The 24,829-nt window shown below is 63.5% G+C and carries 24 protein-coding genes; 19 read left to right on the forward strand and 5 right to left on the reverse strand.

The window, feature by feature from the left end:
• Positions 1-7: 7 nt before the first annotated feature.
• The 3 genes from C6V82_RS03770 to C6V82_RS03780 all read right to left on the reverse strand — a co-directional run bounded on the left by C6V82_RS03770 (position 8) and on the right by C6V82_RS03780 (position 2,947).
• Complete coding sequence (locus C6V82_RS03770; RefSeq protein ID WP_102589526.1) at positions 8-1,609, reverse strand: PAS domain-containing sensor histidine kinase; 1,602 nt, start codon at positions 1,607-1,609, stop codon at positions 8-10.
• The gene (locus C6V82_RS03775; RefSeq protein ID WP_102589527.1) at positions 1,609-2,175 is read right to left on the reverse strand and encodes a 2OG-Fe(II) oxygenase; all 567 of its coding nucleotides are present in this window, start codon (positions 2,173-2,175) and stop codon (positions 1,609-1,611) included. Before C6V82_RS03775 ends, C6V82_RS03770 begins: the two co-directional genes overlap by 1 nt.
• Before the next feature lie 133 nt (positions 2,176-2,308).
• A complete protein-coding gene (locus C6V82_RS03780; protein WP_102589528.1) occupies positions 2,309-2,947 on the reverse strand; it encodes a CoA pyrophosphatase in 639 nt (212 codons plus the stop codon).
• A 102-nt stretch (positions 2,948-3,049) separates the two neighbouring features.
• On the opposite strand from C6V82_RS03780, the gene C6V82_RS03785 reads away from it, so the two are divergent.
• From C6V82_RS03785 to C6V82_RS03840, 12 genes are all read left to right on the forward strand, one after another.
• Positions 3,050-3,607, forward strand: a complete 558-nt coding sequence (locus tag C6V82_RS03785; RefSeq protein ID WP_102589529.1) for an NUDIX hydrolase — start codon at positions 3,050-3,052, stop codon at positions 3,605-3,607.
• Positions 3,608-3,667: 60 nt separating this feature from the next.
• Positions 3,668-4,618 carry a sugar-binding transcriptional regulator gene (locus tag C6V82_RS03790; protein WP_102589530.1) on the forward strand — a complete coding sequence of 317 codons (951 nt, stop codon included), beginning with the start codon at positions 3,668-3,670 and terminating at the stop codon, positions 4,616-4,618.
• Positions 4,619-4,811: 193 nt separating this feature from the next.
• Positions 4,812-6,134 carry an ABC transporter substrate-binding protein gene (locus C6V82_RS03795; protein WP_102589531.1) on the forward strand — a complete coding sequence of 441 codons (1,323 nt, stop codon included), beginning with the start codon at positions 4,812-4,814 and terminating at the stop codon, positions 6,132-6,134.
• A gap of 61 nt (positions 6,135-6,195) precedes the next feature.
• Positions 6,196-7,086, forward strand: coding sequence for a carbohydrate ABC transporter permease (locus C6V82_RS03800; protein ID WP_102589731.1), 891 nt, complete (start codon positions 6,196-6,198; stop codon positions 7,084-7,086).
• A 29-nt stretch (positions 7,087-7,115) separates the two neighbouring features.
• Entirely contained in the window at positions 7,116-7,937 is an 822-nt protein-coding gene (locus C6V82_RS03805; protein WP_102589532.1) for a carbohydrate ABC transporter permease, read from the forward strand.
• 12 nt (positions 7,938-7,949) lie between these two features.
• Positions 7,950-9,074 carry an ABC transporter ATP-binding protein gene (locus C6V82_RS03810; protein ID WP_102589533.1) on the forward strand — a complete coding sequence of 375 codons (1,125 nt, stop codon included), beginning with the start codon at positions 7,950-7,952 and terminating at the stop codon, positions 9,072-9,074.
• A 12-nt stretch (positions 9,075-9,086) separates the two neighbouring features.
• Positions 9,087-9,755 (forward strand): HAD family hydrolase, encoded by a 669-nt coding sequence (locus C6V82_RS03815; RefSeq protein WP_102589534.1) that lies wholly within the window; start codon positions 9,087-9,089, stop codon positions 9,753-9,755.
• An 82-nt stretch (positions 9,756-9,837) separates the two neighbouring features.
• Complete coding sequence (locus tag C6V82_RS03820) at positions 9,838-10,641, forward strand: L-iditol 2-dehydrogenase (RefSeq protein WP_102589535.1); 804 nt, start codon at positions 9,838-9,840, stop codon at positions 10,639-10,641.
• Positions 10,642-10,788: 147 nt separating this feature from the next.
• Positions 10,789-12,276, forward strand: coding sequence for a mannitol dehydrogenase family protein (locus tag C6V82_RS03825; RefSeq protein ID WP_102589536.1), 1,488 nt, complete (start codon positions 10,789-10,791; stop codon positions 12,274-12,276).
• Complete coding sequence (gene xylB, locus C6V82_RS03830) at positions 12,276-13,754, forward strand: xylulokinase (protein ID WP_102589537.1); 1,479 nt, start codon at positions 12,276-12,278, stop codon at positions 13,752-13,754. The genes C6V82_RS03825 and xylB overlap by 1 nt, the downstream gene beginning before the upstream one ends.
• 83 nt (positions 13,755-13,837) lie before the next feature.
• Positions 13,838-14,788: a transaldolase gene (tal, locus tag C6V82_RS03835; protein WP_102589538.1), complete on the forward strand. Its 951-nt coding sequence runs from the start codon at positions 13,838-13,840 to the stop codon at positions 14,786-14,788.
• A 44-nt stretch (positions 14,789-14,832) separates the two neighbouring features.
• Complete coding sequence (locus C6V82_RS03840) at positions 14,833-16,359, forward strand: mannitol dehydrogenase family protein (protein WP_102589539.1); 1,527 nt, start codon at positions 14,833-14,835, stop codon at positions 16,357-16,359.
• Here C6V82_RS03840 and C6V82_RS03845 read toward each other — a convergent pair.
• Positions 16,314-16,625 carry a YqfO family protein gene (locus tag C6V82_RS03845; protein ID WP_102589540.1) on the reverse strand — a complete coding sequence of 104 codons (312 nt, stop codon included), beginning with the start codon at positions 16,623-16,625 and terminating at the stop codon, positions 16,314-16,316. The two genes, C6V82_RS03840 and C6V82_RS03845, sit on opposite strands and share 46 nt — an antisense overlap.
• A gap of 107 nt (positions 16,626-16,732) precedes the next feature.
• Here C6V82_RS03845 and C6V82_RS03850 point away from each other — a divergent pair, with 107 nt between their 5' ends.
• The 7 genes from C6V82_RS03850 to C6V82_RS03880 all read left to right on the forward strand — a co-directional run bounded on the left by C6V82_RS03850 (position 16,733) and on the right by C6V82_RS03880 (position 23,719).
• Complete coding sequence (locus C6V82_RS03850) at positions 16,733-17,581, forward strand: fructosamine kinase family protein (RefSeq protein ID WP_102589541.1); 849 nt, start codon at positions 16,733-16,735, stop codon at positions 17,579-17,581.
• 357 nt (positions 17,582-17,938) lie between these two features.
• The gene (locus tag C6V82_RS03855; RefSeq protein WP_102589542.1) at positions 17,939-18,475 is read left to right on the forward strand and encodes a cytidylyltransferase family protein; all 537 of its coding nucleotides are present in this window, start codon (positions 17,939-17,941) and stop codon (positions 18,473-18,475) included.
• 267 nt (positions 18,476-18,742) lie between these two features.
• On the forward strand, positions 18,743-20,140 hold the full coding sequence (locus tag C6V82_RS03860; RefSeq protein ID WP_102589543.1) for a c-type cytochrome: 1,398 nt from the start codon (positions 18,743-18,745) through the stop codon (positions 20,138-20,140).
• Between the two features lie 3 nt (positions 20,141-20,143).
• Positions 20,144-21,940, forward strand: a complete 1,797-nt coding sequence (locus C6V82_RS03865; RefSeq protein WP_102589544.1) for a cytochrome c oxidase subunit I — start codon at positions 20,144-20,146, stop codon at positions 21,938-21,940.
• Positions 21,937-22,605 carry a cytochrome c oxidase subunit 3 family protein gene (locus C6V82_RS03870; RefSeq protein ID WP_102589545.1) on the forward strand — a complete coding sequence of 223 codons (669 nt, stop codon included), beginning with the start codon at positions 21,937-21,939 and terminating at the stop codon, positions 22,603-22,605. Before C6V82_RS03865 ends, C6V82_RS03870 begins: the two co-directional genes overlap by 4 nt.
• A 13-nt stretch (positions 22,606-22,618) precedes the next feature.
• On the forward strand, positions 22,619-23,329 hold the full coding sequence (locus C6V82_RS03875) for a cytochrome c oxidase subunit 3 (protein WP_102589546.1): 711 nt from the start codon (positions 22,619-22,621) through the stop codon (positions 23,327-23,329).
• Positions 23,330-23,365: 36 nt separating this feature from the next.
• Complete coding sequence (locus C6V82_RS03880) at positions 23,366-23,719, forward strand: cytochrome C oxidase subunit IV family protein (protein ID WP_102589547.1); 354 nt, start codon at positions 23,366-23,368, stop codon at positions 23,717-23,719.
• A 54-nt stretch (positions 23,720-23,773) separates the two neighbouring features.
• Here the strand turns inward: C6V82_RS03880 and C6V82_RS03885 are convergent, their stop codons facing one another.
• Positions 23,774-24,688: an alpha/beta fold hydrolase gene (locus tag C6V82_RS03885; protein WP_102589548.1), complete on the reverse strand. Its 915-nt coding sequence runs from the start codon at positions 24,686-24,688 to the stop codon at positions 23,774-23,776.
• Between the last annotated feature and the right edge of the window lie 141 nt (positions 24,689-24,829).

Raw genomic sequence — 24,829 nt, forward strand, 5'->3', positions numbered from 1 at the left:
GGGATGTTCAGCCGGTTCTGGCCGTGGCGAGCGGCGCAGGTTCGGTCAGCAGTGTACCGGCAAAGGTGGCGCCGTCGTAACCACCCGTGGTCGCCAGCACCAGATTGCCGCCCATCGCCTCCATCAGTGAATGGCTGATAGCAAGGCCCATGCCCAGGCCATCGGGGCGAGTGGAGTGGAAAGGCGCGAAGATGCTATCGGCTACCTCGGCAGCGATGCCCGGTCCCTGGTCGCTGACGTGGAAGGTAACCTCGCGGCTGCCGCTGCGATGAGCGCTGATCGTAACGCTCTCCGCACCTGGGTGTTGTCTGCTGGCATCGAGTGCGTTGAGCAGCAGGTTGACCAGCACCTGTTCGAGGGCAACGGGGTCGGCCATGACGCGTGGCACGTCATGGGGCAGCGTGCGTGCCAGCGCCACGCCGGCCTGCTGATATTGCCATTCACATAGCTGGCAGGCTGCCTCGACCACCTCGTGAAGCTCGAGGGGACGGGCGCAGATGTGCCCCTTGCGGATGAAGGTGCGGATATGGCGCAGCCGCTCGGCGAGTCGTTCGACCTGCTCACTGATGCGCTCAAGCGGCAGGGCCAGGTCTCGGGCTGGGCGTGTCGGGCTGGCGTCGAGTTGCATCAAGGCGCCGTGTGCATAATTGGCGATGGCACCGAGCGGCTGGTTGAGTTCATGGGCGATGTTCGAAGCAAGTTCGCCCATGGTGGCCAGTCGGTTGGCATGGGCGATCTGTTGCTGGTGCTGCTGGGCCTGGGTCTCGGCCGCCTTGCGCAGGCTGATGTCGCGATTGAGCAGTGAAAGGTGATCGGGCTCGGCGCCGGGGCCACGGTGGGCGAGCACCACGCTCAGCACCGGTATCGGTCCATCCGGGCCCCGCATGTCCAGTTCGCCGCTCCAGGAGTCGTAGTGCGCTACGGCAGGCAGCACTACGTCGCGCAAGATCGCCAGCGACTCCGCCGTGTAGGCACGCGCAAGCGTTGGTAGCTCGGTTCCCTCGCCATTGCGGGGAAGGGTGAGCAGGCGCCGGGCCGCCTCGTTGGAGGTAAAGATGCGCTGCTCGCCGTCCACGAACAGCACATAGTCGGTGGTTGACTCCACCACCCGGGCCAGACGCTCGCGGTTGGCCTCGGCCTGGATGCGCCGGCCGACGTCGCGTGACACGCACAGCACGTCGATCAACTCGCCGGTGTCGGGGTCGCGCCGGGTGCGGCTGGTGGTTTCGAACCACACGTAGTGACCATCCTTGGCACGGAAGCGGTAGGTCTGCTGGTAGAAGCCGTCGTGATAGTAGATGCGTGGCGACTTGTTGAGCAGGTCGGCAAGATCCGCCGGGTGGAAGAGGTCGTAGGCGGACACGCCGATCAACTCTTCCGGCATGTAGCCCAGCAGAGCCTTCGATGCATGCGAGGCGTACAGGAAGGTGCCATCGCGAGCATGGCGCGAGATCAGGTCGGTAGTGCTGTCGGCGAGCCATTGGTAGTGGCGCTTTTGTGTCGCGAGCTCGTGGTTCTCGGCCTCGAGATTGGCCGTGTACGCTCGAAGCGCCTCGAGTTCGGCTTCGAGTGCGGCATGGTCGCGCCTCTCGTGACGTTCATTGCTCATCAGTGTGCCGGGTCCACCAGGCCGCCAAGTGAGGCATTGCGGCGAAACCAGCCGGCGATACTGGCGCGTGGCAGGCGCGTGGGCAGTACCTCATGGGGCAACGTATCGGAAAGAAAGCAGGCAAAGGTACCGGCTTCGGGGCGCACCCTTGCCACTTCGCGTTCGGGAGACGCGGGGTCGAACAACAGCATTTCGCCACCGCCGTCGGCTGGCCACCCGGAATTCAGATAGCCGACAGTGGAGATCACCCGGTTGGCGCGGCCGCGAAAGCTGTCGAGGTGCTTGCGGTAGAAGGCGCCAGGAGGGTAGTGGGCGAAGTGCGCCTCGTACTCGAACAGGCCAAGAAACAGCGCCTGGTTGAGCTGGCGTTGCAACTCGGTCATGGCGTCCAGGTAGCGGCGCTGGGCAAGGCTTTGCCGATCCAGCCAGTGGATGACGTCGCCACGAATATCGCGCCGCAGGGTATGGGCATTGCCGCGACCGATCCCCGCGGCTTCCAGCGCGTCGAGTTCGGCAAGCCTTGCGAGTTCGGCGCCGAGCTCCGCGCAGAGCGCTGGCTCGATCATCCTTTCGCCGACGTACCAGCCTTGTTCGACCAGTGCGTCGACCAGATGGGGCAGTGACTCGGAGGCGAGTGCCGGGGGCAGTCGGTCGTGGTTCAGGTCGGGTCTCCGTGCATGCAGGGGCTGGCCACGAGGCTCATGTCCCGGTGGTCTGCTGGATTCGCGTCAACCGCTCGGGAAAATAGCACATGGCACCATGGGGTGGCTCGCGATGCAGCGTCACCTCGCTGCCAAACCCCTCGGCAAGCAGTTCCACCAGCATCATCGCCGATAGCCCCCAGATCACCTGGCCATCGACATGGTAGTTGGGCACGTACATTGGGCATCCATCGACCGGAATCACATCGGTGTGATGGCGGCGGTCCTCGAGGAAGTGGTGCAGCGGCACCTCGAAGATGGTGTCGAGCTCGCGCTTGTCAGGCACCAGCGGCAGGTCCGGGGGAATCAGCCCGACATAGGGTGTGACGAGAATGCCGTGCAGAGAGATGACATCGGAGAGCTGTCCCAGCAGCTCCACCCGGTTCGGCGGCAGGGCGATCTCCTCTTGAGATTCGCGCAGCGCGGTGAACAGCAGGTCGGGGTCATGGCGCTCGCGCTTGCCGCCCGGAAAGGCCACCTGGCCGCTGTGTGTGGTCAGGTGGCTGGCCCGGCGGGTGAACAGCAGGGTCGGCTCGGCGCGCTCGACGATCGGCATCAACACCGCCGCTTGCGGCATGTTGCTCCTCATGCGACGTGGCTGGTGCGCTTGCAGGCGTTCGCGAAGTTTCTCTAACATGGGGATTCCATCGGGTTTGACCTCTTCTAACCGGCGCTTGCCGCCGCCGTCAAGCTCGCCACGGGCGGCGCGCACGCCGCTACCCACCTGTCAGGGAGCCACATGAACTTCTGCAGCCATTGCGGCAACACCGTGCGCTTCGCCATTCCCGAGGGCGATGACCGCCCACGCTACCTGTGCGACGAGTGCGGCACGATCCATTATCAGAATCCGCGCATTGTCGCCGGCACCCTGCCGGTGAGTGGTTCGCGCATTCTACTCTGCCGGCGTGCCATCTCGCCGCGCAAAGGATTCTGGACCCTGCCCGCCGGCTACATGGAGAACGCCGAGACCACCGTCGACGCGGCGGCCCGCGAAACGCGCGAGGAGGCTTGCGCCGAGGTCGACATCCATGGCCTCTACACCTTGATCAACCTGCCGCACATCAACCAGGTCTACATGATCTTTCGCGCCGATCTCGTCGGTGGCTTCGATATCGGCCCGGAAAGCCTCGAGGTGGCGCTGTTCGAGGAGCACGAGATTCCCTGGGAGGAATTGGCGTTCCCCACCATCGAACGCACGCTCAGGCATTTCTACAGTGACCGCGTCGCCGATGACTATCCGCTTCATATCAGCGATATCACCGCCGAGGATCGCGAGCGCTATTTCGGCTCCGCTTGAGCCTTCACTCTCGGCGGCGGAGCCAGATACCTCCGCGCAGAACGAATCAAGGACACTGACGTGGACAAGTTCGAAGTCAAGCTGGACCAGGCGGCGCGGGCGGCCTGGATGTCCTTCGTGGGTGGCATGACGCAGGACGAGATCGCCCAGCAGTTGGGTATCTCGCGCCCCGGTGTGCAGCGTCTGCTGGCTCTGGCCAGGCAGGAGGGGCTGGTCAAGGTGCATATCGACCACCCGATTTCCGCGTGCATGGCGATGTCCAAGGCGATACGCGACCGCTTTGGGCTGGACTACTGCGATGTGGTGCCAGCCGAGCCCGGCGCCGCCGATGGTTCGGCACACTACCTGGCCATTGCCGCCGCCGAGCGCATCGCCAGGCTGGTCGAGCGCGCCGAACCGTTGACGCTGTCCCTCGGCACCGGACGGGCCGTGCGCGCCTCGGTGGAGGCGGTCAGCCGTACCGAACGGCCCCAGCATCGGTTCGTCTCGCTGGTCGGCAACGTGGCCCGTGATGGCTCTTCGAATCGCTACGACGGGGTCATGGTGCTGGCCGACAAGACCGGGGGAGAACGCTTCCTTCTGCCGGCGCCGGTGGTGGCAAACTCGGTGAAGGAGAAGGATGCCCTGCATGCACAGCACCTGTTCCAGGCCATCACCGGAGTGGCCAGGCAGGCCGAGGCGGCCTTCATCGGCGTCGGCCAGATCAACCGCCGTGCCACGCTGTTTCAGGATCACTTCATCACCGAAGGCGAACTCGACGAACTGCTCGACCGCCAGGCCGTCGGTGAATTGCTGGGCTGGCCCATGGATGCCAATGGCCAGTTGATCGACTGCTCGATCACCCGCCGAGTGACCAGTCTGCCGCTGGCCATGCTGATCGATCAGCCGCTGGTGGCGCTTGCCGGTGGCCACGACAAGGGTCCCGCCATCCTCGCCTCGCTAAGGGGGGGGTGGCTCAAGGGGTTGGTGACCGACGAGAGCGCAGCGCGCTATATCGTCGAGTCCATGTAAGGCTTCTCCACGTTCTCCAGGTTATGCCTCTTGCATAGGGCAATTACCGCTGATTGCTTGCGCCATAGCCGAAAGTCTAATGCTTTCGGCTTTGCTTTTTTTGGGTCGCTGTCCGATCATTTGATTGTTGATTGATCAATTTGATCAAAATATCCGGTACACAACAATCACAAGCCCCATCAAGGAGCCCGACATGACGCTCACACGCGCCTTGCCACTGACGACCCTGGCCGCGGCGATCGCCGTCGCCTCGCATGTCCAGGCCGATACCCAGACGCTTCGCGTCGCCACCGTCAACAACAACGACATGGTGATCATGCAAAGCCTGAGCGACGAGTTCGAGCAGGCTCATCCGGACATCGAGCTGGATTGGGTAGTGCTTGAGGAGAACGTGCTGCGCCAGCGCCTGACCACCGATATCGCCACCCAGGGCGGCCAGTTCGACGTGATGACCATCGGTACCTATGAGGTGCCGATCTGGGCCGAGCGTGACTGGCTGGTGCCGCTGACCGATCTGCCCGAGGAGTATGAGGTCGATGACTTGCTGGACACGGTTCGCGACGGCCTGAGCCAGGATGGCGAGCTGTATGCGCTGCCGTTCTACGGCGAGAGCTCGATGCTCTACTTCCGCACCGACCTGTTCGAGGAGCATGGCATCGAGATGCCCGAGGCGCCCACCTGGGAGCAGGTTCACGATTGGGCCAGCCAGATACATGACCCCGAGAACGAGCAGTTTGGCATCTGCCTGCGCGGCAAGCCGGGCTGGGGCGAGAACATGGCGTTTGTCTCGACGCTGGTCAATACCTTCGGCGGTCGCTGGTTCGATGAGGAGTGGCAGCCCGAGATCAACTCCGCCGAGTGGCAGGAAGCGATTTCGTTCTACGTCGATCTGCTCGGCAACTATGGACCGCCCGGCGCCAGCTCCAACGGCTTCAACGAGAACCAGGCACTGTTCTCCAGCGGCAAGTGCGCCATGTGGGTCGATGCTACGTCAGCAGCGGGCCGGATCTACAACCCCGACGAGTCCGAAGTCGCCGATCGCCTGGGCTTCTCTCAGGCCCCGGTCGCCGAGACGCCGAAGGGCTCGCATTGGCTGTGGTCATGGGCGCTGGCCATCCCCAGCTCTTCCGAGAACCAGGAGGCCGCGCGCAAGTTCCTGACCTGGGCGACATCCCGCGAGTACATCGAGCTGGTCGGCGAGACCGAGGGCTGGACCAGCGTGCCACCCGGCACCCGCACCTCCACCTACGAAGACGAGCGCTACATCGAGGCCGCCCCGTTCGCGAACTTCGTGCTCACGGCCATGCAGAACGCCGATCCCACCGACTCGACCCTCAAGCCGAGCCCCTACGTGGGCGTGCAGTTCGCCGGCATTCCCGAGTTCCAGGCCATCGGTACCCAGGTGGGTCAGATGATCGCCGCCGCCCTCACCGAGCAGATGAGTGTCGAGCAGGCGCTGGATTCCGCGCAGCGCAGTACCGAGCGCACCATGCGTCAGGCGGGCTACTACGACTGAGTGTCGACCCCACCGGCCGGAAAGTCCGGCCGGTGACCCTCCCTGTTGATGTCAGGTGATAATCATGGCTACACGTGCTTCCGGGCGTACCGTCGGAGGCCTGCGCTCACTCTCGTTGCAGGCGCCCGCGGTCACGCTACTGCTGATCTGGATGTTGGTACCGCTGGGCATGACCCTGTGGTTCTCCTTCCAGCGTTACAACCTGCTGATGCCCGGCATGGGCGGCTTCGCGGGTCTCGAAAACTACCGCTACCTGCTGACCGACCCGGCGTTGTGGTCCTCCATGGGTACCACGCTGATACTGGTGGGTTCGGTACTGGCGATCTCGGTGATCGGCGGCACCTTGCTTGCGGTGCTCTACCAGCAGGACTTCTTCGGCCGTGGCGTTGCCAGGGTGCTGGCCATCTCGCCGTTCTTCATCATGCCCACCGTCAGCGCGCTGGTGTGGAAGAACATGATGATGCACCCGTCCAATGGTGTGCTGGCCTGGTTCAATGGCCTGTTCGGGCTGCCGGCCATCGACTGGTTCTCGAGCTATCCGCTGCTGTCGATCATCATCATCGTCTCCTGGCAGTGGCTGCCCTTCGCGCTGCTGATCCTGCTGACCGCCATGCAGTCGCTGGACGATGACCAGGTCGAGGCGGCACGCATGGATGGCGCCGGTCCCGTGGCGATCTTCTTCTTCATCACCCTGCCGCACCTCAAGCGGGCGATCAGCGTGGTGATCATGATCCAGATGATCTTCCTGTTGACCATCTTCGCTGAAATCTTCGTCACCACCTCGGGCGGCCCAGGGCTCGCCACGACCAATCTGGCCTACCTGATCTACATCCGTGCGCTACTGGAATTCGACGTGGGTGGCGCTTCGGCGGGCGGTGTCATTGCCATCATCCTGGCCAATATCGTGGCGATCTTCCTGGTGCGGATGGTTGCCAAGAACCTGGAAGACTAGCGGCGAATGACGCGCCACGAGGAGTCAACATGAACAACGCATCAACACAACGCAGGGTCGGGTTGGCGATACTGGCCTGGACCATCACCTGTCTGATCTTCTTTCCGATCTTCTGGATGATCCTGACCGGATTCAAGACCGAGGCCCAGGCGGTCGCCTCGCCCACGCTGTTCTTTACCCCGACCCTGGAAAGCTACGTGGAGGTGCAGGGGCGTGCCGACTACTTCAAGTTCGCCTGGAACAGCGTCTATGTCTCGGTGGGCTCGACGCTGCTGGCCCTGTTGATCGGCATTCCGGCGGCCTATTCGATGGCGTTTCTGCCCACCAAGCGCACCAAGGGCACGCTGCTGTGGATGCTCTCCACCAAGATGCTGCCGCCGGTGGGCGTGCTGGTGCCGATCTACCTGATCTTTCGCGATCTGGGCCTGCTCGATACCCGCACCGGGCTGACGTTCGTCTACACCCTGATGAACCTGCCGATCGTGGTCTGGATGCTCTACACCTTCTTCAAGGATCTGCCCAAGGACATCCTCGAAGCGAGCCGCATGGATGGTGCCAGCACCCTGCAGGAAGTGCTCCTGCTGCTGATACCGCTGACCCTGCCGGGTATCGCCTCCACTGGCCTGCTGTCGGTGATCCTGAGCTGGAACGAGGCGTTCTGGAGCCTCAATCTGACCTCATCCAGTGCCGCGCCCCTGACGGCCTACATCGCCTCGTTCTCGAGCCCGGAGGGCCTGTTCTGGGCCAAGTTGTCCGCTGCCTCGACCATGGCCATCGCGCCCATTCTCATCTTTGGCTGGCTGACCCAGAAGCAGATGGTTCGTGGCCTCACCTTCGGTGCCGTCAAGTAAAGGAATCGCATCATGTCCACCTTGCAACTCAAGCAGATCACCAAGAGCTTCGACGACACCCATGTGATCAAGGGGGTCGATCTCGAGGTCAACGACCGCGAATTCGTGGTCTTCGTCGGGCCGTCCGGCTGCGGGAAATCGACCCTGTTGCGCATCATCGCCGGTCTCGAGAGTGCCTCCTCGGGCGATCTCGTCATCGATGGCAAGCGCATCAACGATGTCGGTCCGGCGGATCGGGGCCTGGCGATGGTCTTCCAGAGCTATGCGCTGTATCCGCACATGACGGTCGAGGACAACATGGGCTTCAGCCTGCGCCTGGCCGGCGAGTCGAAGGAGGCGCGGCGTACCAAGGTCATGGAAGCCGCGCGGATTCTGCAACTCGAGCCATTGCTCGACCGCAAGCCCAAGGCTCTTTCCGGTGGCCAGCGTCAACGCGTGGCGATCGGTCGGGCCATCGTCCGCAACCCCAGCATCTTCCTGTTCGACGAGCCGCTTTCCAACCTCGATGCGGCGCTGCGCGTGCAGATGCGCATCGAGCTCGCCAGGCTCCATGAAGAGCTCGACGCCACCATGATCTACGTCACCCACGATCAGATCGAAGCCATGACCATGGCCGACAAGATCGTCGTGCTGCAGGGCGGCGAAGTGGAGCAGGTGGGCTCGCCGATGGAGCTCTACCACCATCCATGCAACCGCTTCGTGGCCGGCTTCATCGGCTCGCCGAAGATGAACTTCCTGCCTGTCGAGACGGTGAATGCCGACGCCGATGGGGTGGAGGTGACATTGCCCGGCGGCAGGCCTTGCCGGGTGCCGGTCACTGCCGGTGACACGCGCCCCGGGGCGGCACTGGAACTCGGCATTCGCCCCGAGCATCTGATGCTGGATGACGAGGGCCCTCTGGAGGGCGAGATCCAGGTGATCGAGCGCCTGGGAGGACAGACCTCGTTGTATATCACCATGGGCGAGACGCTGCTCACCCTAATGGCCGACGGCGATGTCTCCCACCGGGTACACGACAAGGTGCGTTTCGGTTTCGAGCCCGGTCGTGCGCACCTCTTCGATGCCGAGGGTCTGGCGCTGACTAGCCTCGAGCGTCACCACCTGGCGGGCCTGAAGCGCCAGGATCATCGCGGCTGAGGGAGATGAGCCATGCCAACCCTTATCTTCGATTGCGATGGCGTGCTGGTCGACAGCGAGGCCATCGCCGAGGCCACGCTGGTCGAGCTGCTTGGCGAATGGTTGCCGGATCTGGATACCGACACCGTGCTCAGCCAGGCGCTGGGCATGACCACCGCCAACATTCTCGGCCACCTGGAAGGACTGAGTGCCCATCGCTTGCCAGCCAAGGCTGCCGATACCGTGGACGACACCATCGAGGCACGCCTGGCCAACGAGCTGAAGGCGATTGCCGGGGTTTGCGAGGCCATTCGCGCGCTGGACCTGCCCAAGGCGGTGGTTTCCAACAGCCGTCGTCAGCGCGTGCTGGCATCGCTTGCCACCACCGGCATCGACCGGGCGATCGGTGAGGTACCGATCTTCACCGCCGAGCAGGTCGCCCGGCCCAAGCCGGACCCGGCCCTCTACTTGCTGGCGGCCAGCACGCTCGGCTGTGACCCCGGCGAGTGCCTGGTGGTGGAGGACAGCGTCAGCGGGGTCACCGCCGCCCATGGCGCCGGCATGACGGTGATCGGCTTCACCGGGGCCAGCCACGTGCAACCGGGGCAGCGCCAGCGCCTGGAGGCCGCCGGTGCCTGGCGGGTGCTTGCGCACATGCAGGGGCTCGAGGCGCTGGTCAGCGAGTGGCAACGCGGCCATTGAACCGGGCGACGTCGTGGCCTTTAACGATGGAAAGGCGAGCGGGCCAAGTCCCTGTTCGCCGCTACGAGCGGGGAGCTCAACGATGAACGACACCAGCAGGAAACTCGCCAACAAGACCGGCGTGATCACCGGAGGGGCCCGTGGCATTGGGTTGGCCATCGCGCGGGGCTATCTCGAGCAGGGCGCGGCGGCAGTCATCGCCGACATCGACCAGGCCGCGATTGACGAGGCGCTAGAGACACTTCGCGGTGAGGGCCATCCGGCCAATAGACTGATGGGTGTGCGGCTGGACGTCTGCGACGGGCAGTCGATCGAGGCCATGGTGGCCGCGGTCACGGAGCGCTTCGGCGGCATCGACATCCTGGTCAACAACGCCGCGATCTTCGAGATGGCGCCGGTACTCGAGGTCTCCGAAGCGAGCTACGACAAGCAGTTCGCTGTCAACGTCAAGGGCCTGTTCTTCACGCTGCAGGCCGTGGCCCGCTCGATGGTCGAGCGCGGGCAGGGCGGGGCGATCATCAACATGGCCTCCCAGGCCGGGCGGCGCGGCGAAGGGCTGGTCAGCATGTATTGCGCCACCAAGGCAGCGGTGATCAGCCTGACCCAATCCTGCGCGCTGGATCTGATCAAGCATGGCATTCGGGTCAATGGCATCGCACCGGGTGTGGTCGACACGCCAATGTGGGAGGAGGTGGATGCACAGTTCGCCCACTATGAAAACCGTCCCCTGGGTGAAAAGAAGCGCCTGGTGGGCGAGGCGGTGCCCTTCGGTCGCATGGGGCGCCCGGACGACTACGCCGGAGCCGCCGTGTTCCTGGCCAGTGACGACAGCCGATATGTCATCGCCCAGACCCTCAACGTCGATGGCGGCAACTGGATGAGCTGACACATGCTTGAGAATTCCGATTCCCATATCGATTCCCTGCCCAACGCCCGACTGATCAAGACCACATCCATCCAGCCCGACCTGGTATGGCGTTGACGCCGTACCGGGGGCGGTGACGCCGAACCTGACTCGGCAGGAGAGCCCCGCATGATCCGACTCAACAACGACAATCTCGCCCGGCTTCCCGCCGAGGTGGCCACGCCGCGCTACGATCACCGTGCGGTCACTCCCGGCATCGTCCACTTCGGGGTGGGCGGTTTCCACCGTGCCCACCAGGCCATGTATCTCGATGAGCTGATGAACCGTGGCGAGGCACTGGACTGGGGAATCGTCGGCGTCGGCGTCATGGCAGGCGATAGCCGCATGCGCGATGCCCTTGTCGCCCAGGACCATCTCTATACCCTGGTGGTCAAGCACCCCGATGGCCGGCGTGAGGCGCGGGTCATCGGCAGCCTTATCGACTACCTGTTCGCACCGGATGACCCCGAGGCGGTGATCGAATGCATGGCCGACCCGCGGATTCGCATCGTTTCGTTGACCGTCACCGAGGGGGGCTACAATTTCCATCCCGTCACCGGCGAGTTCGATCTCGAGCATCCCGATATCCGCCATGACCTGGCCCATCCCGACGCCCCTAGGACGACCTTCGGGTTGATCGTCGAGGGCCTGGCGCGGCGTCGCGAACGTGGCATCGCGCCCTTTACGCTGATGTCCTGCGACAACATCCAGGGCAACGGCGACGTGGCCAAGGAGACCTTCTGCGCCTTCGCACGAGCCCGGGATCCCGAGCTTGCCGCATGGATCGATGCGTCGGTGGCCTTCCCTAACGCGATGGTCGACCGCATCACCCCGGTGACCGCGGAAGCGGACATCGCCGAGCTGGGCGAACGCTTCGCACTGGCGGACGCCTGGCCGGTGGTCTGCGAGCCGTTTACCCAGTGGGTGCTGGAGGATCACTTCGTTGCCGGTCGTCCGCCGCTGGAGACGGTAGGCGTGCAGATGGTGGCCGACGTGGTGCCCTACGAGCTGATGAAGCTGCGCCTGCTCAATGCCAGCCACCAGGCGCTGACCTATTTCGGGTATCTCGCCGGTTACCGCTACGCCCATGAGGTATGCCAGGACCCGCTGTTCGTCGACTTCCTGCTCGACTACATGCGCCAGGAAGGGTCGCCGACCCTGGCTCCGGTACCGGGTATCGATCTGGAGGCGTACCGCCTGACGCTGATCGAACGCTTCGCCAACCCAGAGGTGAGGGATACCCTGGCGCGGCTTTGCGCCGAAAGCTCCGACCGCATTCCCAAGTGGCTGGTGCCGGTGATCCGCGAGCAACTGGCACGCGGGGGCGATATCCAGCGCAGCGCTGCGGTGGTGGCCAGTTGGGCACGCTACGCCGAGGGTATTGATGAGCGCGGTGAGCCCATCGAGGTGGTGGATCGTCTCAAGGATGAGCTGATGGCGCTTGCCGCCCGTAACCGTACCCAGCCCACGGCGTTCATCGAGAATCAGGAGCTGTTCGGCGACCTGGCCAAGGACGAGCACTTTCGCGAGGCGTATCTCTGGGCCCTGACGTCTCTCCATGAACAGGGTGCACGTGCCACACTGGAGGCACTGGCAACGACACGAGGAGAGGCCTGATGTACATCGGCGTGGACTGTGGAACCCAGAGCACCAAGGTCGTGGTGGTCGATGTCGACGGCGAACGCATTCTGGGTGAGGCGAGCCGGCCGCACCACCTCGACGAGGGGGAGGGCGGGCGTCGCGAACAGCATCCCGGCGAATGGATCGAGGCGCTGCGTGGCGCACTCGATGAGGTGCTGGCCATGCCCGGTATCGATCCACAGGCCATCCGCGCCATCGGTGTCTCGGGCCAACAGCACGGCCTGGTGGCGCTGGACGCGAGTGGCGAACCGGTGCACCCGGCCAAGCTGTGGTGCGACACCGAGACGGCCTCCTGGAATGCCGAGCTGATCCAGCGCCTGGGGGGAGAGGCGGGGTGCCTCGACAGGCTCGGCCTGGTGCTGCAGACCGGCTACACCGCCTCCAAGATCGCCTGGCTGCGCGATAAGCACCCCGAGGCATACGCACGTATCGCCACCCTGTTGTTGCCCCACGACTACCTCAACTTCTGGCTCACCGGGGAGCGCGTCGCCGAGGCGGGTGATGCCTCTGGCACCGGCTACTTCGATACCCGCACCCGGCGTTGGCGCCATGATGTCCTGGCCGAGATCGCCCCGGAGCTCGACCCCGAACGGGTGCTGCCTCGGCTGATCGAGGCCCGGGAACCGGTCGGCACCCTGCGCCCGGAGGTGGCCCGCGAGCTGGGCCTGCCCGAGGGTGTGCTGGTGGCCAGTGGGGGAGGCGACAACATGCTCGGTGCCATCGGTACCGGCAACATCCGGCCGGGCCTGGTGACCCTGAGCCTCGGCACCTCCGGCACCATCTGCGCTTACTCCCCGCAACCGGTGGTGCCGGACAGCGCCATGGTGGCCAACTTCTGCTCCAGCACCGGTGGCTGGTTGCCGCTGGTCTGCACCATGAACGTCACCTCTGCAACTACGCGAATCCGCGAGTTGTTCGGTCTGGACCTCGCGTCCTTCGGTGAACGCGTGGCCGCCGCGCCCATCGGTGCCGAGGGGATCACCCTGCTGCCCTTCTTCAACGGCGAGCGGGTTCCCATGCTGCCCGAGGCCACCGCCAGCCTCGATGGCCTGACCAGCGTCAATACCACCCAGGCCAACCTGTGCCGGGCGGTGGTCGAGGGTGCCACCCTGGGGCTGCGCTATGGTCTCGACCAGTTCGGCGATCTGGCCGACGGGGTGCGGGAGATCCGCTTGATTGGCGGTGGCTCGCGAAGCCCGGTCTGGCGCCAGATGCTGGCCGACGCTACCGCCACCCGAGTGGTGTGTCCCGAGATCACCGATGCGGCCGCACTGGGGGCCGCGCTGCAAGCCGCCTGGTGTGATGGGGCCGGGGAGCTTTCCGAGCTTTGCACCCGCCTGGTCCACCTCGACGAGGCAACGCGGAGCGAGCCCGAGCCCGGCCATGTGGCCGCCTATGACGAGGTCTATGCGCGCTATCGCCGCTCACTGGCCGAGCGCCATGCCATCGACTAGGTATTCGGTCGCAAGACACGACGGCAAGACACCACGACACGACACGAAACAATGACAAAATAGCACTGCACGAGGAGCCACCCATGACCAGCCAACTCGACAGCCTCAAGACCCACTCACTGGTGGTCGCCGACACCGGTGACCTGGACGCCATCAAGCGTTATCAGCCCCATGACGCCACCACCAATCCCTCGCTGCTGCTCAAGGCATTCGACCTGCCGGGCTACAAGACGTTGATCGATACCGAGCTTGCTGCCGTCAAGGCAGAGACCCGGGACCATGAGGCCCGGGTGGAGCACGCCGTGGATCGGCTCGCCGTGGCCAAGGGCGCCGAGATCTCCCGGCACATTCCCGGACGGATATCCACCGAGGTGGCCGCACGCCTCTCCTTCGACGAGGAGGCAAGCGTACGCAAGGCCTTCGAACTGATCGAGCTCTATGCACAGCGCGGTATCGGCCCGGAGCGGGTGCTGATCAAGCTGGCGTCCACCTGGGAGGGCATTCGTGCCGCCGAGCGCCTCGAGCGTGAGGGTATCCAGTGCAACCTGACCCTGCTGTTCAGCGATGCCCAGGCCCAGGCCTGCTTCGACGCGGGCGTCTTTCTGGTCTCGCCCTTCGTCGGTCGGGTCACCGACTGGTACAAGCAGCAGAGTGGCCGCGACTTTGCGCCCACGGAGGACCCGGGGGTGCGTTTCGTGCAGAGCGTCTGCGAGCGGGTCGGCCGCGGCGGATACGATACCGTGGTGATGGGGGCGAGTTTCCGTAACACCGGCCAGGTGCTGGCGCTGGCCGGCTGCCCGCGGCTGACCATCTCGCCGGCGCTGCTCGAGGAACTGGCGGCCGAGGAGGGCGAGGTCGCCCGGGCCGTGGAGATTCCCGCCGCCGGCGAGCGTCCCGCCCCGCTCGACGAGCCCGCCTTCCGCTGGTCGCACAACCTCGATGCCATGGCCAATGACAAACTCGCCGAGGGCATCCGTCGCTTCGACGAGGATCAGCGTACCCTGGAGGCGCGTCTCGCCGAACGCCTGGAGTGAGTGCGACAATGGTCAACGGGAGGCGAGGTCCCGGAGAACGCCCCATGGCGGTGCCACTCTCTCAGAAGACCGTCGAGACGCTTGCTGGTCTCGGCCATGATGTCAGGACGCCGGCGTATGATCGCCGGCGATTGCGCCCTGGCGTCCTGCATATTGGCCTTGGCAACTTCCATCGCTCGCACATGGCGACCTACCTTGACCGCCTGTTTGCGCGTGGCGAGGACCAGGACTGGGCGGTCATCGGCGCCGGGGTGATGCCCGCCGATGCCCGCATGCGTCGACGGCTGCACGCCCAGGATTGGCTCTCCACGGTGGTCGACCTCGACCCCGAAGGGTGCTCGGCGCGGGTGGTGGGGGCCATGGTCGATTTCGTGCCCGTGGTGCCGGCGGCCATTGTCAGGGCGCTGGCGGACCCGGATGTACGTATCGTCTCCATGACCATCACCGAGGGCGGCTACTTCCTCGATGCCGGCACGGGCCGGCTCGATGCCCGCCATCCCCGGATTCGAGCCGATGCGGCCGACCCGCGACGCCCCGGCACCATCTTCGGCATGCTGGTCAAGGCGCTGGCCGAGCGTCGGGCGAAAGGGCATCCACCCTTCACGGTGCTCTCCTGCGACAACCTTCCTGGTAATGGCGAGGTAACCCGCAGCGCTGTCGTCGGCATGGCAGAGCTCGTCGACCGCGACCTGGCTGACTGGATCCGACGCGAGGTGACGTTTCCCAATAGCATGGTCGACTGCATCACGCCGAGTACCACGGCGCGCGAGCGCGAGTTGGTCAGCCGCCGTTTCGGCATCGAGGATGCCGCTCCCGTGGTGTGCGAACCCTTTCGCCAGTGGGTGATCGAGGATCGCTTCTGCGCCGGACGCCCAGCGCTGGAGCGCGTCGGTGTCGAGTTCGTCGACGAGGTCTCCGACCATGAGACGATGAAGCTGCGAATTCTCAATGCCGGTCACGCCAGTATCGCCTATGTCGCGGCCCTGCTGGGGTATAGGCAGGTGCACACCGCCATGGGCGACCTTGATATCCGCGAGTGGCTGAGCGCACTTCAGGAACGCGAGATACTTCCTGCCCTGCGGTCGATCGAGGGTAAGGATTACCACGCGTACCGGGCGAGGGTCGTGGAGCGCTTTCGCAACGCCGAGGTGGCCGACACCGTCTCGCGTCTGTGCGCCAATGGGTCGACGCGACAGCCCAAGTTCATCTTGCCGGCCATTCGCGACGCCCTCGGCCTGGGACTGCCCGTGGCTGGACTGGCACTGGAGCTTGCACTGTGGTGCCACTATTGCCGGGTGGCCGACGACACGCCGGGGATGCCTCCGGTCAGCGATCCCCTGTCGTCACGCCTGCGCACCGGCGCCGTTGAGGCTGCCAAGCAGCCACGGGCCTTCCTGGGCATCAGGGAGATATTCCACGACCTGGCCGAGGCGCCTAAGCTTTGCGACGCCTTCGCCCGCTGGCTGGCGCTGATCGACTCGCACGGACCACGCGCGGCGATCCGGCACTACATCGATGCCGGCGGTCACCACTCTTCCAGCTTCCATACGTCGTATGCCGGCTCCTCGTAGGGGTGGGCCAGCTTGAGTGCGGCCACGGCGGTTCCGATCAGCGAGTCCTCGCAGACCAGCTCCACCTTGAGTTCCTCGACCTGTTCCAGGTCGCCGACCTCGCCGATGTGTGGGTTGGCCCCCGGAAGCGGGCGGAATTGCCCGGTGCCCAGCGTTTGGAAGCAGCAGGCTTCGTAATCGCCGATGCGCCCGGCGCCGGTCGCGAACACGGACTCCTTGACCGCTTCCGCCTCTTCACGGGGAACGAAGAACGCGAGCTTGTACATGACTCGTCTCCTGGATGGCGTGTGGTTACCCTTGTGCCATGGACGGCCGGGTAAGTCGACCGTCCCCGATACGCTTCAATTCACGGGTATGGCGCAGGAGAGACCCCATGGACGAGACATTGAACGCACGGCTGCACGAGGCGGGGATAGCGCCGCGTGGTGACCTTCAGCCGTTATCCGGCGGTGATATTGCGGCGGTATACCGGTTGGCGACCCAACAGGGCGAAGTGGTGGTCAAGCATGACGATGCCACACGCCTGGCCGGTGAAGCCGATGGGCTACGCGCGCTGCGTGCGGCGCGAAGTGGTCTGGTGGTGCCGTCGGTGCTGGCCGAGGGCGATGGATGGCTGGTGATGGAAGCGCTGGTCAGCGCACCGCGCTCCGCCGCGAGTGATGCCGCGCTTGGTGAGGGATTGCGCCGGTTGCATGCCGTCACCGGGGAGACCCACGGATGGCCGACCGACAATGCCTGTGGCCACACGCCACAACCCAACGCACCCATGGATGATGGCCGCGTCTTTCAGCGCGAACGCCGTCTTTTGCCGCTGGCGCGGGCCTGCCACGCTCGCGGCCTGCTCGATGCTCGCCTGCGCGGGCGTATCGAGAAACTGGCCCACGAGTTGGAATCGTGGTTGCCGGATGTCCCGCCAAGCCTGATTCATGGAGACCTGTGGTCGGGTAACTTGCTGTTTACCGCGTCGGGTCCTGCGATCATCGACCCGGCGGTGTATCGCCATTACCCCGACGTGGATCTCGCCATGCTGACCCTGTTCGGATCCCCGGGCGAGGCGTTCTTCGAGGCCTACTGGAACGCCGATGCGCCGGACGACTGGCCGAGGCGCGAAGCGCTGTTCCAGCTCTATCCGCTGCTCAACCATCTGCTGTTGTTCGGTGGAGGCTATCGCGCTGCGATAGAGCGTTCCTTGGCGCGTCTGGACCAGGTTTTTCTTGATTAACACATCATGAATAAGCAGAAGAACTTGCTCACATGGCATTTATCGTCAACCTTGTAGGTGTACCCGTGTACTTGACTAGTTGCCATGGGATAACGGCGCTGCTACAGCCATGATGGGCAAGTTGTGATGTTTCAAACGTTATTTTCTGGCTGGGCCATTCCAGTCATTATGTTCTAATCATTATATTCTAATTGCGCGGTTGTGGATGTTTAATCGAATTATGGGGGATCTACACATCGGCGGGTAGATAAACGTTCGCACAATAACGAGATTGCCCCACACAGTGAGTGTCGAGCATGAAGAGGAACTGACATCTCGTGGCGGTGCGACGCCCGCATGCGTAACGGAGGACGTGACATGCAACGTCTCTATTTTTTGACGCCTGACCTCGATACCACCGTCAGTATCGCCCATGAACTGAACGACCTTGGCCTGTCCAAGCGCGAAGTTCACGTGACGGGGCGTGACTGGCAGCACCTTGAGGAGCGCGGGGTCAACAACGCCACGCTGCGCCAGACCTCGGATGTGGTCCATGCCGCCTGGCGCGGCGTCAAATTCGGCGTACCTCTGGGGCTGCTCCTTGGGGTCGTGGTGTATTACGTCCTCGGAGAGGGACTGGGCTCCATGGGTATCGCGGGTGTCATCATCGGTATGGGAGTGTTTGGTGGCTTGTTCGGGGTCTGGACCAGCACCATGGTGGGGGTGTCGGTGCACGATGTGAAAGTCGACAAGTACGAGGATGAGATCGAAGAGGGCGCCTTTCTGATGATGGTGGATGTCGCCAACCAGCGCGAAGACGAGGTGTATTCGGTCATCCACCGCCACCATCCAGAGGTGATCATCGACAAGGTCTCTCGGGAGGAGCTCAAGCACCATAGCGGCACGGGTGCATAATCAAGGTAATAATTTACTGATACATCAATACACCTTGATATGCTGACTGTTGTCATGCTTGTTTCCTAGATTCGTTCTGATGATTTATTTTGTCAGGCCTTGATGCCGCCATTTTGTTTATAACATTCAATGCCTGTTTTGGCGGCCTGGCAAACGACGGGCTATGCTCAGTGAAAGATTTATTTAAGTATTCGATATTTATTTATCGTAATCAAGACATCACGTTTCCAGATGCCTATACGCTGACCAACGTGGGGGAGCGTGCCCATGGCGATGGCGGTTGCGTTGATCGTGCTGGCGGTGGGCTCGGTGCTGTTCTTCCTGTTCAGCCCCTGGCATCTCACTCCCCTGGCTTCCAACTGGGAAGCCATCGACAGAACCATCAGCATCTCCTTCTGGGTCACGGGCCTTGTGTTTCTGGCGGTGACGCTTTTCATGGCCTTGGCGCTAGTCCGCTTTGGCTACCAGAAGCAGAGGCGCTCGCGCTACGAACCTGAAAACAAGCCACTCGAAGCCTGGCTCACCGGGCTCACTACCCTGGGTATCGCAGCCCTGCTTGCGCCGGGTCTGTTCGTTTGGGGATCATTCGTCAGTGTGCCGGAGGACGCCCACGAGGTCGAAGTCGTGGCCCAGCAGTGGCATTGGGGCTTCAGGTTTCCCGGTGAGGACGGCACCCTTGGCGCGGCTCGCTCAAGCTTGATCGATGCGGGGAATCCCTTTGGCATCGACCCCGACGATCCCCATGGCCAGGATGATGTGCTGGTGGAGAATCCGCGGCTGCTGCTGCCCGTCGACCGCCCCGTCAAGCTGATCCTGCGATCGAAGGATGTCATCCACAATTTCAAGGTGGCGCCGTTTCGCGCCAAGATGGACGTCGTGCCTGGCCAGACGTCCTATTTCTGGCTGACCCCGACCCAGACAGGCGAGTTCGAGGCGGTGTGTGCCGAGCTTTGCGGCATCGCCCACTTTGCCATGCGCGCCAAGGTGGCCGTGGTGGAGCAGCCAAGCTTCGATGCGTGGTTGGCCGAGCAGCCAACCTACGCCGAGCTTGAATCACTTGAACCGGCTGACCCCGATGCGGGGGCTGAGCGGTTTTCCGCTTGCGTGGCCTGTCATGGGCCCCAGGGAGAAGGGCAGCAGGCGATCAATGCGCCGCGCCTGGCCGGGCTTGATCGCGACTACTTCACCCGACAACTGCACCTTTTTCAAAGCGGCGCCCGCGGCACCCACGAGGCCGACCGATTCGGCCAGCAGATGCGTCCCTTCGCGACGTCCTTGAGTGATCAGGCGATCCGCGATATCGCGGCCTACGTCGAGACCCTGCCGGTAACGCCCACCCGGGACACGATCATCGGCGACGCCGAACGTGGGGCTCGGCTGTATCGCACCTGTGCCAGTTGCCATGGTGCCCAGGGGGCGGGCATGGCGGCGTTCAAGGCGCCACGCCTGGCCGGTATGAATGATTGGTACCTGGTGCGGCAGTTGCGGCATTTCCGGGATGGCATCCGCGGTCGCCACCCCCAGGATGGCTACGGTAACCAGATGGTCGACATGGCCCAGATCCTGATCGATGACAGGGCGCTTGCCGATGTCACCGCCTATATCGGCACCCTTGCCCAGCAGACGGCCGCATCGAATGTCGATGCGACGCGCACCGAGGAGTGACTCATGGCCGAACGAGAATACGATGCCAGCTCCCATGCGCCACCGGCCGAGGTCGGCGAAATGGAGCTGGTTCATCCCAGGACCTTCATCGGCAAGTATATCTGGAGCCAGGATGCCAAGGTCATCGCCATCCAGTACGGCCTGACAGCCACCGCCATCGGCTTGGTGGCCCTGGTACTGTCGATCCTGATTCGGTTGCAGCTCGGTTTTCCCAACAGCGTGTCGTTGATTGATCCCGCAAGCTACCTGCAGCACGTCACCATGCACGGCATGATCATGGTGGTCTATCTGCTCACGGCCATCCTGCTCGGCGGTTTCGGTAATTACTTGATTCCGCTGATGTGTGGTGCACGGGACATGGCCTTTCCCTACCTCAACATGCTCAGTTTCTGGACCTACCTGCTCTCCGTGCTGATTCTGGTTGCCGGTTTCTTCGTGCCTGGCGGCAGTAGCGGGGCGGGATGGACGCTGTATCCCCCGCAGTCGATCAGTCCGGGTACGCCAGGGGTGGATGGGGGGATCGTGTTGATGCTGGTGTCGCTTGCAGTGTTCATCATCGGCTTCACCATGGGCGGCCTGAACTATGTGGTCACGGTGTTGCAGGCGCGCACACGGGGCATGACGCTGATGCGTTTACCGCTGACGGTGTGGGGTATCTTCATGGCCACGGTGATGGCGCTGCTGGCGTTCCCCGCACTGCTGGTGGCGGCCTTGATGCTATTGATGGATCTGCTGTTGGGCACCAGTTTCTTCATGCCCGAGATGCTGGCGATGGGCGAGATCACCGAACGCGAGGGCGGAAGCCCCTTGCTGTTCCAGCACCTGTTCTGGTTCTTCGGCCACCCCGAGGTCTACATCGTGGCGCTGCCTGCCTTCGGCATCGTGTCGGACCTGCTCGCCGTGCATGCTCGCAAGAACATCTTCGGCTATCGGATGATGGTCTGGGCGTTGATCATCATCGGTGTGCTGAGCTTCGTGGTCTGGGCGCACCACATGTTCGTCAGTGGCATGAACCCCTATTTCGGCTTCCTGTTCGCCACCACCACCCTGATCATCGCCGTGCCCACGGCCATCAAGGTGTACAACTGGGTGTTGACCCTGTGGCGAGGCAATATCCGTTTCACGGTGCCGATGCTGTTCGCCATCGGTTTTTTGTTCACCTTCGTCAATGGCGGGCTGAGCGGGCTGTTCCTTGGCAATGTCACCGCGGACGTACCACTCTCGGATACCTATTTCGTGGTCGGCCATTTCCACATGGTAATGGCGGTGGCGCCGATCATGGTGATCTTCGGAGCGATCTACCACTGGTACCCCAAGATGACGGGGCGCATGCTCAACGATACCCTCGGCAAGATCCACTTCTGGGTGACCTTCCTCGGCACCTACCTGATCTACTACCCCATGCACTTCATCGGACTCGAGGGCGTACCGAGGCGCTATTACGCCTACGGCGAGACCACGTTCATTTCCGACTCCGTGCAGACGCTCAACGCCGGTATCACCATTGCCGCGATCATCGTCGCCGCAACTCAGCTGTTGTTCCTGTTCAACCTGGCATGGAGCTATTTCCGGGGCCGGGAATCCGGCCCCAACCCCTGGCAAGCCACCACCCTGGAGTGGCAGACCCCCCACACGCCCCCCCGTCACGGCAACTTCGGTGATGCGCTGCCCGTCGTGTATCGCTGGCCGTACGACTATGGTGTGCCCGGTGCCAAGGACGACTTCATTCCCCAGAACGTGCCACCCGAAGCCGTGGAATATCTGGATGGCGCCCACGCCACCGGCAAGGGGGCGACATGACGGTAACCCTGACGTTCCTGGCGTTGTTGATGGCGGGGTTCGTCGCATGGCTGTTCAGCCACTCGGTCAATGTGCGGCCATGGGTCGCGGGTTCAAGCGAGACGGCCCGTCGAACTCAGGTACCCGAGTGGGTCACTGCGCCACGCATGGGGCTGATGGTGTTGCTCGCGACAGTGACCTCAGTTTTCACCCTGATCATCAGCGCCTATCTGATGCGCATGGAGATGGGCGCTGACTGGCATCCGCTGCCCGACTCGGCACTGTTGTGGTTCAACAGTGCGCTGCTGGTGCTGGCAAGCGTGGCGCTACATGGCGCCTGGCGGGCGGCACGGCAGGATGCTGTGGAGCGCGTGCGCCATCTGCTGATCGCCGGGGGAGGGCTTTCCGCGTTGTTTGTGGTCGGCCAACTGCTGGTCTGGCGACAGCTTGCGGTCGAAGGCTATTACCTGGCGACCAACCCGGCCAATGCCTTCTATTACCTGCTGACGTCCCTGCATGGGCTGCATCTATTGGGGGGCCTGGTTGCCTGGGCCAAGGTATTCCGGCGACTCCAGCGCGGTGGCGAACCTGCCCGGTTGCGCAGTGGCATCGAGCTGTGCGCGGTGTACTGGGATTTCCTGCTGCTGGTGTGGGTGGTGGTGTTTGCCCTGTTGCTCAAGACCTGACGAGGAGGCTTGCATGGCGTATTCGGCACCCAGCGGGGCACCGCTCGAACCCGGCTTGAGAGGGATGGTCGATGACTTCTCCTCCGATCAGCGGGCCTTCAAGGATGTCTCCTGGGGCAAGGTGATGATGTGGGCCTTCATCCTCAGCGACATCTTCATTTTCGCGTGTTTCCTGATTGGCTACATGCAAGTGCGAATTACCTCCACCGCACCCTGGCCGATTGGCAGTGAGGTGTTCGCCCTGGAGGTGGCTGGGGCGCATATTCCGTTGCTGCTGATCGCGATCATGACCTTCGTGCTGATCAGCAGTAGCGGCACCATGGCGCTCGCGGTCAAGTACGGTTATGAGCGCAACCGGCGCGTCACGGCGTTGTTGCTGCTTGCGACCGCCCTGCTTGGTGGCACCTTCGTCGGCATGCAGGTGTTCGAGTGGTCCAAGCTCATCGAGGAAGGGGTGCGCCCCTGGGGCAACCCCTGGGGAGCGGCCCAGTTCGGCGCGACGTTCTTTCTGATTACCGGGTTTCATGGCACCCACGTCAGCATCGGGGTGCTGTGTCTATTCATCATGGCGGTCAAGGTGGCGCGCGGCTCGCTTGAAACCGGCAGCCCCGGCTTCCTCACCGGGCGTCGCGGGCGCTACGAGATGGTCGAGCTACTTGGGCTTTACTGGCATTTCGTGGACCTGGTCTGGGTCTTCATCTTCGCATTCTTTTACCTGTGGTAGGCACGTAAGGCGATGCCGTTTGTCGGGGAGGGCGATATGGCGCATCAACAGGTTCACCAACGCAAGGGGCACGTTCAAAACCGGGACAGCCAGCACCATCCACTTAGTGCCTATCTGTGGGTGTGGTTCGCGCTGTTCGTGCTGAGTGTGCTGTCATACCTGGTGGATTACTCCAATCTCGAGGGTTACCCGAAGTGGGGGTTGATCACGCTGCTCATGCTGCTCAAGGCCGGCTTGATCATGGCGTTCTTCATGCACATGGCCTGGGAGCGTCTGGCGATCATCTGCGCGGTGTTGATACCACCTGGTGCGTTGCTGTTCTTTATGCTGCTGATGGCGATAGAAGGGCAGTACGTATTGACGACCCGGCTGCAGAACGTTCTTCCATGATGGCGGCTACGCTGGGGCGATCTTCACGCGCCGGGGCGCTGGTGCCACGACGGATCAGCGCTTCAACCAGGCAAGCAGGCGGCGCCAGAGGTTGTATTCGCTAGCCCCGGGGCTCGATGCCCGCAGCGTCTCGCGCGGGCGGGTCAGGAAATCGCGCAGAGGGTCGACCTGGCTCGGTCGGTCGAGCATCGGCGCATGGCCGCAGCCGGGCACCTCGAGGCTGATCAGGCCTGGCTGGGCCTTGGCCATCTTCGCCACGCTATCGGCCCGCAGCAGCGGCGACTCGACACCACGAACCACCATCAACGGACAGTCGATCGCTTGCCAGTCGGCCCAGGTGTCGCGGGGCGTGTCGTGGACGAATTGCTCGCCGATGCGCGGGTCGTAGTGGTAGGTCCAGCTACCGTCGGGCAGCCGCCGGGCACTGCCAAGTGCCATGCGCCGCCAGGCCTCGTCACTGTCGATGCCGAAGCCAACATAGTGCTGGCGCAACTCGGCCTCGAGGTCCCCCAGCCTGCAGAAACGGTGAGGCACGGCGAAATAGGTGGCCAGCTGTGCCAGGCCATCAGGGTCGAGTTCAGGCCCCACGTCGTTGAGCACCAGGCGCTCGATGCGCGAAGCGGTTTCCGGCTCCGCGGCCAGCAACATGCCAAGCAGCCCCCCCATGGACGTGCCTACCCAGGCAACGCTTGCGAGTTTGAAATGATCGAGCAGTGCCACCGCAACGCTCATGTAGTGGGAGTAGAGATAATCGTGAGCGGGGTAGAGTGACCAGCTGGAAAGTCCCCTCCCGGGGGTGTCGGGTGCCAGTATTCGCCATTCGGGACCGAGTTCGCGGGCCAGGTCGGCGAAATCGCCACCATGCCGCGCCAGGCCGTGCCATGCCACCAGTGTCTTCGGCGCATCGGGGTGCCATATCCGCACGGCGATATCGAGCTCCCGCACTCTGACAATTTCCAGGGCGTCCATGACCGATCCTCCTCGAGATGCGTATGTTGCGTAGCAGCATGTGGGTTCAGCATAGCCTAGATGAGTGTCACTAGGATGAGTGTCACTCACGAGGGAGAGGCGATAATGGCGGCAGACAGGGAGCGACATGATGGCGAATAC

It is taken from the genome of Halomonas urumqiensis, from assembly GCF_003028575.1.
GTDB classification, from domain to species: domain Bacteria; phylum Pseudomonadota; class Gammaproteobacteria; order Pseudomonadales; family Halomonadaceae; genus Halomonas; species Halomonas urumqiensis.